The 12,869-nt window shown below is 41.3% G+C and carries 10 protein-coding genes; 2 read left to right on the forward strand and 8 right to left on the reverse strand.

Annotated elements, in window-relative coordinates; translation table 11 throughout:
- Positions 1 to 322 precede the first annotated feature (322 nt).
- The gene (locus DMZ48_RS00240; protein WP_143953094.1) at positions 323 to 802 is read left to right on the forward strand and encodes a hypothetical protein; all 480 of its coding nucleotides are present in this window, start codon (positions 323 to 325) and stop codon (positions 800 to 802) included.
- Positions 803 to 963: 161 nt separating this feature from the next.
- On the opposite strand, the gene DMZ48_RS00245 is transcribed toward DMZ48_RS00240, so the two are convergent.
- The 6 genes from DMZ48_RS00245 to DMZ48_RS00270 form a co-directional block, all read right to left on the reverse strand.
- The gene (locus tag DMZ48_RS00245; protein ID WP_242009062.1) at positions 964 to 2,982 is read right to left on the reverse strand and encodes a glycoside hydrolase family 97 protein; all 2,019 of its coding nucleotides are present in this window, start codon (positions 2,980 to 2,982) and stop codon (positions 964 to 966) included.
- A gap of 10 nt (positions 2,983 to 2,992) precedes the next feature.
- A complete protein-coding gene (locus DMZ48_RS00250) occupies positions 2,993 to 4,234 on the reverse strand; it encodes a glycoside hydrolase family 99 protein (protein ID WP_143953096.1) in 1,242 nt (413 codons plus the stop codon).
- A gap of 72 nt (positions 4,235 to 4,306) precedes the next feature.
- A complete protein-coding gene (locus DMZ48_RS00255) occupies positions 4,307 to 5,809 on the reverse strand; it encodes a RagB/SusD family nutrient uptake outer membrane protein (protein WP_143953097.1) in 1,503 nt (500 codons plus the stop codon).
- 26 nt (positions 5,810 to 5,835) lie between these two features.
- The gene (locus DMZ48_RS00260; RefSeq protein ID WP_143953098.1) at positions 5,836 to 8,766 is read right to left on the reverse strand and encodes a SusC/RagA family TonB-linked outer membrane protein; all 2,931 of its coding nucleotides are present in this window, start codon (positions 8,764 to 8,766) and stop codon (positions 5,836 to 5,838) included.
- A 43-nt stretch (positions 8,767 to 8,809) separates the two neighbouring features.
- The gene (locus DMZ48_RS00265) at positions 8,810 to 9,892 is read right to left on the reverse strand and encodes a hypothetical protein (protein WP_242009063.1); all 1,083 of its coding nucleotides are present in this window, start codon (positions 9,890 to 9,892) and stop codon (positions 8,810 to 8,812) included.
- Positions 9,889 to 10,401, reverse strand: a complete 513-nt coding sequence (locus DMZ48_RS00270; protein WP_143953099.1) for a DUF5004 domain-containing protein — start codon at positions 10,399 to 10,401, stop codon at positions 9,889 to 9,891. Before DMZ48_RS00270 ends, DMZ48_RS00265 begins: the two co-directional genes overlap by 4 nt.
- A 415-nt stretch (positions 10,402 to 10,816) precedes the next feature.
- On the opposite strand from DMZ48_RS00270, the gene DMZ48_RS00275 reads away from it, so the two are divergent.
- Positions 10,817 to 12,454: a DUF6377 domain-containing protein gene (locus DMZ48_RS00275; protein ID WP_143953100.1), complete on the forward strand. Its 1,638-nt coding sequence runs from the start codon at positions 10,817 to 10,819 to the stop codon at positions 12,452 to 12,454.
- 63 nt (positions 12,455 to 12,517) lie between these two features.
- Here DMZ48_RS00275 and DMZ48_RS18875 read toward each other — a convergent pair whose 3' ends face one another.
- Both DMZ48_RS18875 and DMZ48_RS00280 read right to left on the reverse strand, forming a co-directional pair.
- The gene (locus DMZ48_RS18875; RefSeq protein ID WP_422395430.1) at positions 12,518 to 12,676 is read right to left on the reverse strand and encodes a DUF6686 family protein; all 159 of its coding nucleotides are present in this window, start codon (positions 12,674 to 12,676) and stop codon (positions 12,518 to 12,520) included.
- A complete protein-coding gene (locus DMZ48_RS00280) occupies positions 12,639 to 12,869 on the reverse strand; it encodes a DUF6686 family protein (protein ID WP_143953101.1) in 231 nt (76 codons plus the stop codon). The genes DMZ48_RS18875 and DMZ48_RS00280 overlap by 38 nt, the downstream gene beginning before the upstream one ends.

Below are 12,869 nucleotides of genomic sequence, written 5' to 3' on the forward strand. Positions count from 1 at the left end.
AAGACCTCTTTAAGGTAAGTCTGTATCTCAAAATCAAGCAAAAAATCATCTGATAAAAGCGATAAATCCAATTTCTCCTTTGGATTTTTAAGTTACTGCAACTGTGTTAATTATACATTTACACGTTATTAACCCACTTGTAATGGCCTTCAAAGGCATATTTTCACTTTTTTTTAACTTTTGTAGTGCATTTCATCGATTTTATAGTGCACTTTACCGATATTTGATTTATATTCGTAAGCCCGCTTTGATTGATTAATAGCTGAAATACAATCAAGTAACCTATTTTTTACCATTTTGAACTATTTAACCCCGAAAAACTATGTCTTACTCAGCAAAATCAAACCATTCTCTTGCGGCAAGAATCATTCTGGAATCAAAGGCTGAACTAGCCAAGGGGAATATCAGAATTGCAGAAATGATCTATTACGTGATCGGAGCCGTCAACTTCGTGATCGCCCTAGGCCTTTACCTCTATGCCAGATCTCTGTCGGTAGACGACAGTTTCCTGCTTATGACAAGGAATATTGTCATCAAAGCTGCCTTTGTACCTATCCTGTTAGGAAATCTCTATCTTTTACTGGGTAGTCTTTTCCAAAAACACACAGGTCCCGTTATGTTCACCGGTATTTTTGTGATGGTCATGAAAATCTTATTTCAGATTGTTTCCTCCGGATTTTATAACGCCATAGGGTTTGAATTCATTTTGGATGTAATGTGTTGCATTGCACTGATATGTGCTGCAGTTTTTTACATAAGATCAAAACATATAATCGAAGAAGTGGAAAAGAAAATACTCTAATTGTCGGGAGAATATGCCGGAAATATGACCGGCATTTTTTCTTTACACCAGGTAAGAGGTTGTCCTGTTCGGACAGCCTTTTATTAATTCATAGAATACCCTTAAAAAAGAGCCGGGTTCAAGGTTTCCCGGCTCTTACAGTTCAAGCTAACACCAAATAATTATTCCGTTACCGGAATAAATTTAATCGCGGCCCCACCTCCGGGTGCCAATGCTATAGTTAGTTTATCTCCATTTGTGTAGTTCTCGGTAGAGAACTTAATCGGATATGGATCTGTCCGGTAATCGGCTCCTTCCCCATCGGTATAAAGTTCCGCTCGATATTTGCCATCTCCCAGAAAGTTCAGATCTATATCCAGCTTCCTTGAATTTTCATCGGTAATTACTCCCATGTACCAGTTTTCACCTTCCCATTCCTTTCTTGCAATGGCAACATAGTCCCCTATTTTCGAATCAGGAACAACCGTTTCAGACCATATGGCCGGGACATCCCTGACAAAATTAAATGCTGGATTACCCTCATAATTCTCTGGGAGATCAGCCGCCATTTGTTGCGGACTGAAGAGAACGACATAAAGGGCCAACTGTTTTGCCAAAGTGGTTTGAACACGGGTGCCGGATGCAGTTTTATAATCAAAATCAAATATCCCTGGTGTAAAATCAAATGGTCCGGATAACATTCTGGTAAACGGCATCACCGTGGTATGTTCCGGTGTATTACCCCCATCCGGCGACCAGGCATTATATTCTTGTCCTCTGCCTCCTTCCTGTGTCATAAGATTAGGATACGTACGCTGAATACCGGTACCTTTTACGGGCTCATGATTATCGATCATAATATGATATTTGGCAGCGGTCTCTATAACCTTGCGATAGTGTCTCACGCCAAACTGGCTATCATGCCATTCTTTCTTATCCAGATATTTATTTACATAACCCGTCTTCACGGCATTAACTCCTAACTTCTCATACATCCCAAAAGCATCCTCCAATTGTGATTCATAATGCGTGGCCGCTCCTGCAGTCTCATGATGTCCGATGAGCCTGACATTTCTACTTGCCGCATATTTTGTTATCTCATCCAGATCAAAATCAGGATAAGCCTCTGTAAAACTAAAAGCCGTACCATCTGCGGTCCAATCTCCATCCCACCCAAGGTTCCAACCTTCCACTAAAACTCCGTCAAAGTTGTTATCAGAAGCAAAATCGATGTATTTTTTTGTGTTTGCAGTGGTAGCTCCATGCTTTTCACCCTGACCCCAGGTATATTTATCCAGATGCATCCCCCACCAGATACCGATATATTTAGAAGGAACGATCCAGGATGTATCGTCGATCTTTGAAGGCTCATTAAGATTGAGCATCATGGTAGAAGTGACAAGATCACCAGGAGTATCTCCGATCATAACTATACGCCATGGAGTATTAAAAGGTGCTTTTGTGTATACTTTAATCCCATCAGCCCACGGCACCAAATCACTTTTATAGCGATTGTTTCCAGTGTTTAGCAAGGTCATCGATGCAAAATCTGTAAGGTTTGCTTCGTGAATTGCCAAATATTTATCATTGACCGATTCAAAGGTTGCCGGAGTATTGATCGTATCAGTAGCGCTGATTTCAGTTCTTCTGTAAAAACTTTCATAATAGCTGTTCTCTCTGTGTACCGGCATCCACCAAACCTCCTCATCGGAAGGAAAAGTGAATTCTGTCAGTTCATCTGTAATCCTCACATCCTCCATCCCCGGTTGTTCCGGAAAATGATATCGAAACGCAATACCATCATCAAAGGCACGAAAGATGAAATTTATCCGTCGACCCTCATTTCCCTTTTCCTTTAATTGCAACGAGAGTTCATTATACTTGTCCTGAATCTTGCGGAATTCGCCCCAAGGCTGCTCCCAGAACTCATCTACAGAATCAACGGCGATACTTTCAACTTCCAGATCAGTATTGATTGGATTCTGATCCATAAATTTAAAACCCAATGCTGAACTGAGTATGATCTGTTTCCCGGAAGAATTTATTTCATAGCTGGGTTCTCCGCTATCAGATAGCCTAAAGATCACTTCATGATTATGATTTGGAGAATAGACGGAGTATTGCACTTTTCTGTCACAGGAAGTGATTACAATACTTAAGATAAATAGTAAGAGTACTATTGTAATTCTTTTATATTTCACTTGATCTAATTTAAATTCCATTAATGATTTCGAGCGCCTTTTCCGGTTTTGCAGCAGCAAACCAGGCAAAGGCATCGTCCAGTTTATGCTGAACTTCACGGTCTGAAGCGTATTTTTTTCGAAGTTGAAACCATTTAAAGATCCCTTCGAAGACCTCTGTTGAAGCCTGTACCCCGGCATAGGTTTGAAGGCGATTGACATAGTCGAACCCAAATTCATGAGTCGGTTCTAAAATGGTGCCTTCCCCATAATCATTCCACGTGATCAGTTGTAACAACTCTGATCCCGAAGCCATCTGTAAAGTTTCATTCAGCGTTTCCCCTCCGTTATGAGGTATCGTAAAACCTATGCTACTTTCCGCTCCGCCTTCTTCATAGAAATCAACGAACCCTGGATAAGCAGATCCCATAGAGTTCTGCAATTCAGGGGCACGTACTTCATAAAAATCTTTCAGATGTGAATTATCCTCATAGACCCAGGAATATTCTCCCGTAGCATTGACTCCGGCATCTCCTGACTCATACCATAACGTAAAGAATTCCGGGGCTTCCTCAAAAACACTGAACATATCGGTCCATTCTTCTTCGGTTTGTAAGGTCACTGGTCCGAAGCAAAGCAAGAGTGGTTTTCCGTCTATTTCGATATAATTTTCGTCGGCGAACATTTCGCGGTCCAGATATCTCATATCGTTCTTTCCTGCACTCAATTGAGTGGGGGCCTTGCCTGCCTCAACTACCTGCTGTAAAAACCTGTCCTCGTATACTATAGCATAATCAAGTCCAACCATCAACAGATGCTCCCTGACCACCTCGGTATTGTCGAAGATCATTCGGTAGTCATTTACATCATAGGTACCATACCAATCGATAAGAACACCATCCACTCCAGCATACTTCATGAGCAATAGTTGATAATCGATTACATCCGGATCTCCTGAATGATACGGTCCGGTTAATGGGTAAAAATAGGATGCTATTTCACGCTTTCCATCTGAATCCATCACATCCGGATTTTTGTTGCTCATGGTCCAGTGATATCCCCATTGGCCGTTCCCGCTACTTTCTTTTGTTTCAAACCAGGTCATAAAATGCATATACATTTTGGTTTGATTGGTTTTAGCAATAGCTGTGGGATCAGGAATCTCAACTTCAGGATCGGGTCTATCCGGATCTGAACCATTGTCATTACTACAGCGAGTCCATAACATCAGGCAGCCACAAGCTAAAATCAGTTTTAGAAAATAATATTTCATAAGGTGCACAATCAATTACTTTTAGAATTGCCCTCCGGCAGGTCAGTACCGGAAGGCTGGATTCATAAACCACTAGTATCCCGGATTCTGTACCAGGTTTGTGTTTTTATCCAATTCCACCTGTGGAATCGGAAAAATACCTCTGTAGGTATCGGTAGTCCCTTTCTCCCACCATGGTTCGAAAAAAGTACCAAACCGGATATTGTCGGTTCTTCTTCTGCCTTCAAAACAGAATTCACGCAGGAGTTCTTTATCTATATAGGCCAGATCTATCAATTCAGGAGTTTCCGTACCGGCTCTTTCTGAGATCTGATCCAAAAATGGACGCGCAAGATCCGGAGAGCCCATCCTTACATAGCTTTCTGCCTGCATCATCAGAATTTCAGCATATCGAATGATTACCAGGTCATGATCTCTTTCCCATTTCTCACCAGCCTTAACTTCATATTTCGCTAGTCTTACTCCCTCATTCTGCTTGGCATCGGTAAAGTTCACGATCTCTTCGGTATAGTCAAGTGGCGCTCCACTGTCCATGATCAGCACTGAACCAGTAGCGAGATTTATCTGTTCACCAGCCAGCATTGCAGATTTACGTCTGTCGACATCTTCAAAGCTGGAAAATACACCAGGCTGTGCACAGATCCCATTCCCACACCAAGGATAATCTCCAGTGGCTGAAACGGTAAACCTATGGAGATAATGATAGGTCATTGAAGAGAGGTAGTTGCCTACTGTGCCGGCATCTGACTCATATGGAATTGCCAGAATTATTTCCGGGGAGCTTTGGTTTTCCGTAATGAAATTTGCAAAGTAATCAGGTGTTAAGGAATATCCGGAAACCTTTTGGCACGCATTGATACAGTCCTGCCATCTGGCTACTCCGACAAAGGCTTCTGAATTCAAATACAATCGGGCAAGAATGGAATAAGCAACATTCTGAGTAAACTTTGAATATACAATACCAGAAGGTAGGTAGGGAATCGCTTCAGTAAGCTCGGTCTCCACAAAATCATATACTTCTTGTCTGGAAGAATTCGCCGGAAGATCCTGATCTTCAAAATCTGTAATGATCGGTACATTTCCGAACATATCCAGTAGCATATAGTAATAGTAAGCCCTTACCGCCTTAAGCTCTGCGTTTATCGGTTTTTTATCCGCCTCGGTTAATCCCGACTGATCGATCTGATAAATGATGGAATTTATCTTTGCAATTCCGGTAAAACAATACCTCCATGCAGAAAGGATCATTCCGTTGTCAGCTCTCCATTCATGACGCTGAGCATCCTGATATCTTCCTCCGTCATACCAGTCTTGTCCCCGTGTAGGGATAGTCGCCTCATCAGACACGACTTCGTTCAGGAAAAAAACGTATTCACAGGTAGGGAAAGAAATGGATATTCCGTCATTAAAACCACGCAGGGAAGAATAGGCCCCTCCCACCAGTGCTTCCACTTCTTTGGGTGTCGTTCCAAAATCTTCGTCTTTCACTTTATCGAACAACTCCTCATCTAAATTAGTGCAGGAGGATGACAAAGCGACGGCGCTTAATAATATGATAATGTTTTTTAGTTTCATCGTCTTCATTTTTAATGATTCATCGCTTATTTACCAAGGGTTAGGTTCAGTCCGAAGGAAATGGTTGTCGGCCTTGGATAGCTGTTAAACCTGTCGATTCCCGGATTTGCCAAACCTGTAGTACTCACTTCTGGATCAACTCCTGAATAATCGGTAAATACGGCAAGGTTTTCACCCAGTAAATAAACTCTCATATTTGAAAAAACTCCCGATACAGGGAATGTATACCCCAGGGTTACGGTCTGCAATCTGAAAAAAGAAGCATCCTCCACCCAGTAACTCGAATAGGTAGGACTTGAAGTAATACCACTACCTAAGAAATCATCAGGAACGTTATACGTAGGTAACCGGTTCGGATCATATAACATCATATTTGTAGCGTTCAGTACTTTTTGGCCAAAACTTCCATAACTGGTAAACCCGAGATCAAAATTTCCATAAGAGAAATTCATTCCCAATCCGAGATTAAGTGTCGGCTGTACATCCCCGATCTTCTGTGGTTCCGACCCCAGAATAAATGCTCCGTTCTCATCCAACCCTTCACTTTGTAATCCCCAGAAAGTACCTACCGGATAACCTTCACGAATAACTTGTGAAAATTGATTGGAGAATCCCGAAAGCCCGTGAAGTGACCCACTGTAGATAATATCAGTCTCATATACCTGATTAGACAACTTTTCGATCACCTGTTTGTTATGGGAAAGATTAAGGTTGGCATCCCAGGTGAACTTATCACCATCGATAATATTCGCATTTAATGTAAGTTCCACACCGGTATTCGATAATTCTCCAACATTAGCGAGCATGGTTCCCACGAGATAAGGTGGTTGCGGCACTTCATATGTATATAAAAGATCATTGGTATATTTATAATACCATTCCAATGAACCGGTGATCCTGCCGAAGAGCCCGAAATCGAGTCCGATATTCGTTTGCTCCGTCGATTCCCATTTCAAATCAGGATTTGGGTTCTGTGTTGGCGAATAAGCCAATTTCCAAGTATCTGAAGCAGCATCATAATAGCTGTCATTTCCTACTCCGAGGATGGACAAGGATCGGTATTCACCGATACCATCCTGGTTTCCGGTTACTCCATACCCTACCCGAAGTTTTAAAGTGTTCAGCCATACTGATGTCCCTTCCATAAAATCTTCTGAGGAGATTCTCCAGGCTACTGAGGCCGACGGGAACACACCCCATTTATTGTTCGCACCAAATCGGCTGGATCCGTCTCTTCGTATCGTAGCGGTGAACATATATTTACTATCATAAGAATAATTGGCTCTCGCATACAAGGAGACAAGATTTGACTTCCCCTTATAGGAATAGACATCCCCTAACCTGTAATCCTGTCCCGCTCCGAGATTATTATATTCAAAGAGGTCGGTTTCAAATCCGCTACGCTGAGCACCGAAACCTTCGTATCGATTCTCGAGGAAAGAATACCCCACCATAGCATTGATATTATGATCCCCGATTTCTTTGGTATAGGTGATATAAGATTCAAGCTGCATATTGGTATACTCATCATAGTTCTTATTCGCATAACCGCCTTCTGTTCTTCCTTCCATTACAGCATAAGACGGCTTGTACCCGCTTCCTGTATGTGCATTATGTTCCAGGGACAGATTCACCACCGCTTTGAAATCCGGTAAAAACTCAAGTTCTGTCTTAAAATATCCAAGGAGACGATGTCTTTTGTCATCGGCAACTCTGTTGGTTAATATCTCTACCGGATTTTCATAAAGTGTCCCTCCAACTTCGGTGAATTCACCATTCTGATCATAAACCGGTATAGTTGGATTCAGGTTGAAAGCTCTTTCGAAGATTCTGTAATCCAGTGGATGCCATTTATCGATGTTTGCAAAGAGTCCGACATCGAATTTTAATTTCTTCTGTAACGCATATTGATAAGTACTGATATTAGCACTTAATCGTTCAAGACCGGTAGTTTGAACAATTCCCTCATTATCCAGAAACGACAGAGATGCTCTTAGGCCACTGTCTTCTTTCCCATTGGTAAAACTCAGGGTATGCGACTGTGTATATGCGGTCTGTTCGAGTTCCTTTTGCCAGTCTGTATTACCCCCGAAGTCAATAGCGTCCTGTATTCCATTCGTTCTGACATAATCTCGCCATTGATTAGCAGACAACATATCAATATGATTAGAAGCATAGCTCACTCCCGATAATCCGGTATAGGTAACAGAGGTTCCTGCACCTTGCCCTTTTGTAGTGATAATGATAACTCCGTTAGCTCCCCTGGATCCATAAATCGCAGTAGCTGAGGCATCCTTCAAAACATCTATTGAAGCAATATCGGATGGCTGTACGGCATTGATATCAACCCCTGGAATCCCATCGACTACGATAAGCGGATTGTTACTTGCGGTTAGGGAAGTTCCTCCTCGGAGTCGTAAAGTAGCACCACTACTCGGATCTCCTGTACCCTGAACCACGGTTAGTCCGGCCACCTTTCCTTGAAGTACTTGTTCTGTGGAAGAGATCACCCCTTTAACAAGATCATCTGAAGAAACTGTAGATATAGCCCCCGTCAGGTCAGATTTCCTCATGGTTCCATACCCAACCGCAACAAGTTCAACAGCGTCAAGACTCACCGTATCGGAGTTCAACGTGATCACAAGCGTACTCGTCGCTGCTTCTATTACCAACGTTTGTGTTATAAATCCGATATAAGAAACTTCGATCGAATTTCCCGGTGTGATCAGAAGGCTGAAGTTACCGTCAAAATCGGTGGTAATTCCATTTGAGGTACCCGTTTCAATTACACTTGCTCCGGGTAAAACTTCACCATCGCCATCATATATAGTTCCGCTGACGTTTATTTTTTCCTGCGCCTGTACCTGGAAACCCATTCCGAACAACATGATCAAAAGGATCAATATTCGAAATAGCATTACCGACTGCAAACGCCATTTATGATTAATTGTATTCATTCGAATCAAATTTTTAAGATTGTAAATGCAAAGTCTTGCAGAGTTATTTAGCCAAAGGGATGGTGGTATCGGAGATCACGCGATCATTATTATCTTTTACCAGTACATGTATTTCGTCTAATCCGGAAATTCCCTTTAATTCAGAGACCAGATCCACGAATCCTTTTATTTCACTGATACCTCCGTTAAATTCACCGGTGATCACTTTACTACCTGCCGTAATGGTATAAGAAAGGGTAGTGACTCCTCTTTCATTATTTATCCGGATCATGCCCAGAAAATCCTGTTGACTGATTCGTAGGGGAAAGAACCTGAATTCAGGCGGTGGTGGCGGGATATACTCTGCTGCGAATAACACCTGGTCAGGTGAGGTGACAACCCAATCCTTTCCTACGAAAAGGAAACGCATATTGGTCATGATATAGCCTTCTTCCGTATTGAAATATTCGGAAGGTATCAGGTCCATTTTATAGAAACCATCACCCATGTCCTTTAGCATCGTTTTTTCAGTGATCTCAGGAAGCCAGGCTTGATATTCCTGAAGTACTTCCCAATCGTTAAGACCGGCATGCATATGCACGCTCGGCACCCCCTCGAAACCTGATACCAGATTGGAATTGAACATAATACTCAATCCTTCATCCAATGCCGGCTTTTCAGGATAGGCACGTATCATTTCATCTGAAGTAAAAAAGGAGGAGAAAACGGTATAGGGTACCTGGGCAACCCCGGATTGTATACTTCCGGTTTTATTCTTCAGGCGAAACCAGAATCCGGCACTTGCGGCAATATCTTCTGGCGTTACCGAGAAATATTCAGTAGGGATAAGTGTAAAACTCCAGATCATATCCCCTTCGTAGTTCAGTTTTGCAAAATCAGAAGAGTTCTCCCAGTTCCCTGCATCCGGTTCCGATGGAGACCAGATCCAGATATAGATATCCTGATTCTCTGCAAAGGTCGTACCCGACAGATCGAAATACCAGGTCACCTCCTCATCATAAGCATATACGACCGGATAAGACCAGATTTTACCAACGTCACCGGCTTCCTCCTGAGCTTCAGTCAAAAGCGGACAAAGCATGAAAAACCCTATCAGGGTATAAACATAATTCTTTATTGTTCTCATGGGTTACTGGCATTTAGATTAAAAACATAGGACACGAAAGGAACGCCTTCGGTAATCCTTACCAATTGGATCTCCATTTCCCCGTTACTTCCGGGAACAGAGGTCAGTCTGAGTTCACCGGTCTGAACCGAATGGTCTGCATTCTGGTATAACAAGATCCTTACTGCCGCTGAATTCGTAGGTTGAAAATCAGAGCTCAGCATCCAAAAACCCTCTGGTTCGAACAAAGGAGGAACATCTCCCATTACCTGATATCTGGTCGGATTCATAGCCTCGTCAACATTGAAGCTGATCCTGAAATCAGGGTAATTAAAGAGTGTACTCAGATTCTGTTCGTCGGGAGTAATTCCATTCGCTCTTGCGAATTCATCGATCATGGTGAGTTTCATCAATGACCATTCCCCGTGCACTTTCTCATACAAGGTGATCGGTGCAACATAAGAACCGTCATCCTGATTATCACATGCGGTAAGCCAGCAAATGACCACACCGAAGAGAAATAATCTCATGCGTTGAAAATTCATAAATCAAGTTAGTTTAGTTATCAAAAGTTTGGTACCCCAATCGGGATAATCAAATCTATCTGTAGAAATTGGCGAATGAAAAATGTTGAGAAAAAATCAAGATAAATCAAAGTGTTGATTTTACATAACTATCTGATTTTCAATAATGTAATAAATTTACAAATGTTTGAAAATCAAGAAAATATTTAGAAAAAACCTCTTATATACAACGTTGTAGATTGCTATATTTATAATTATAAAGCTTTAGATTTTACAAAAAGCAATATATTGGCTTTGATTTTTGTCAATAAAATAAAATTCTGGGGGCCTCAAAAAATTTCATCCTTTTTACTGAACTACGATCGAAGGATCCGGAGTACTTTTATGATCAGCAAGTCTGAAAGGAATCGAACCTTGATTTATGCTAAAAACGCTTATCGATATAAACCTGACCAAATTGAAATTAAAATTATTTACTCCTTTATTTATTTTTCTCTTTATCTCTGTTAGTTCAGGCCAACAGTATTCTTTTCTGGATTCGTTAGATCAGGAAATCCTGAAACGGGATTATTACACATCCCTGAAATTCGATCGAATCAAGAAATTAAAGAAATCGATCGAGAAGCATAATCTGAGTAACGATCAGCTAAAATTATATAATACGTATACTGAACTCTTTGAAGAGTATTGCTCTTTCAAGTACGATACTGCCTATTTTTATCTTGATAAAGCGAAACAAAGCGCCTTTAATAGCAGTAGTGATTCCCTGTTATCGGGTGCACGTATCAGTGAGGGTTTTGTTCTGCTCTCGTCGGGATTATTCAAGGAAGCCCTTGATAGTTTAAAGATAATCGATACTACCGATCTTTCCCCTGTAGATCGTTCCCGTTTTCACAGTGTTCTGGCCAGAACCTATTTTGACCTGGCTGACTATAACAAAGATCCCAGATTTACACTCAGTTATATACGAAAGGGGAATCAGCATCTGGAGAAATCTATTAAACTGGTTGATACCGAATCGAATGAATACTGGGCTAATGAGAGTTTAAAAAGAATGAAACAGCAGGATTGGAAAGGTGCAGAATTCGCTTTTACGTACTGGTTGAATAACTTTGATCTTAGTCCGAAATATTATGGCATTGCCACCTCCAGTCTGGGTTATATCTATTCTGAACAAGGTCTGAATGAAAAAGCGATACGCTATCTGGCGATGGCGGCAATTTCAGATATCAAAAATGCAACCCGGGAAACGGTGGCATTGCGCAATCTTGCCAATGAACTCTTTAAGATCGATCAGGTTGAACGTGCTAATCGCTATATCCACCTGGCCATGGAAGATGCGATGACCTACAATGCGCGACATCGCAAAATGGAGATATCAGCAATTCTTCCTATTATCGAAGAGGCTCAGCTTTTCAATATTAAGGAAAAGAATGATTTTCTGGAGTCGATCATATTTTTACTGGCAGTACTCGGGGTGATCATCGTGATCTTTATAGCGATCATCATCAAACAGCTTATGGCGAGGAGTGCTTCCAGAAAGATTCTCGCCGAAAGCAACGAACGTTTACGAGAAATGAATGAAAGTCTCAGGGAAGCAGATGCGATAAAACAGGAATACATCAAATACTTTCTAAATGCTACGTCCGATTTCATAAAGAAGATAGACTCGATCCAAAAGAGTTCACTTAAGAAGATCATTGCCAGAAAACCGGAAGAAGTGATTACCATACTGAACCGATATAGTGTAAAAAAGGAAAGGGAGCAATTATTTCATCGTTTTGATGAAGTATTCTTAACCCTTTTCCCTTCTTTTAAAGCTGATTTCATGAATTTATTCCCCACAGATAATGACTTCAATCACCGAAATGGGGAATTGCTTAATACAGAACAGCGTATTTTCGCTTTATACAGACTGGGCATTCAGGACAGTCATCAACTCGCTGACTTTATGGACCTGTCTGTATCCACGATCTATACGTATAAGACAAGGATTAAGGGTAAGTCTAAATACAAAGAGAATTTCGAGGAAAAGATTATGGAGATTCGTTCGATATAAAAAAGGCCGGATCTCATCCCGGCCTTTATACTTCAAATTAAATAAATAAAACATTACCGACTTTCAATTCATGAACAGCTTGCCTCCAATCTCATCGCTGGACAGCATTCTGTAAGGTTGAAAAGAATCGTTCAGCAGTGATTGCAATTCAAGAATTTCTTCCCGGTTCAGCAGAATGATAAAATCAGCCTGCCGGGGTTGGAATAGGAATTCGTTTATCATAAACGGACCACTGGTATTCCTGTTCCCAGTAGTCTATATCTACGGCGTTGAGATATTTCCTGAAACTATCGAACTCCTCACAGGTGAAATTGAAATTCAGATTATTGAACAATAAGTAATACAAGCCACTAAGCCTGCTTTGGATCAATAATCCATTTCCTGTTCTGTTAATGATCCGAAGTTTCTCAGACAT

Source organism: Robertkochia solimangrovi (assembly GCF_007279655.1).
In the GTDB taxonomy this organism is placed as follows: Bacteria; Bacteroidota; Bacteroidia; order Flavobacteriales; family Flavobacteriaceae; genus Robertkochia; species Robertkochia solimangrovi.

Bases quoted from the DNA above. Each gene is read 5' to 3' on its own strand.
- DMZ48_RS00240 (WP_143953094.1), top strand. From the start codon at position 323: ATGTCTTACTCAGCAAAATCAAACCATTCTCTTGCGGCAAGAATCATT.
- DMZ48_RS00250 (WP_143953096.1), bottom strand. From the start codon at position 4,234: ATGAAATATTATTTTCTAAAACTGATTTTAGCTTGTGGCTGCCTGATG.
- DMZ48_RS00255 (WP_143953097.1), bottom strand. From the start codon at position 5,809: ATGAAACTAAAAAACATTATCATATTATTAAGCGCCGTCGCTTTGTCA.
- DMZ48_RS00260 (WP_143953098.1), bottom strand. From the start codon at position 8,766: ATGAATACAATTAATCATAAATGGCGTTTGCAGTCGGTAATGCTATTT.
- DMZ48_RS00265 (WP_242009063.1), bottom strand. From the start codon at position 9,892: ATGAGAACAATAAAGAATTATGTTTATACCCTGATAGGGTTTTTCATG.
- DMZ48_RS00270 (WP_143953099.1), bottom strand. From the start codon at position 10,401: ATGAGATTATTTCTCTTCGGTGTGGTCATTTGCTGGCTTACCGCATGT.
- DMZ48_RS00275 (WP_143953100.1), top strand. From the start codon at position 10,817: ATGCTAAAAACGCTTATCGATATAAACCTGACCAAATTGAAATTAAAA.
- DMZ48_RS18875 (WP_422395430.1), bottom strand. From the start codon at position 12,676: ATGATAAACGAATTCCTATTCCAACCCCGGCAGGCTGATTTTATCATT.
- DMZ48_RS00280 (WP_143953101.1), bottom strand. From the start codon at position 12,869: ATGTCTGAGAAACTTCGGATCATTAACAGAACAGGAAATGGATTATTG.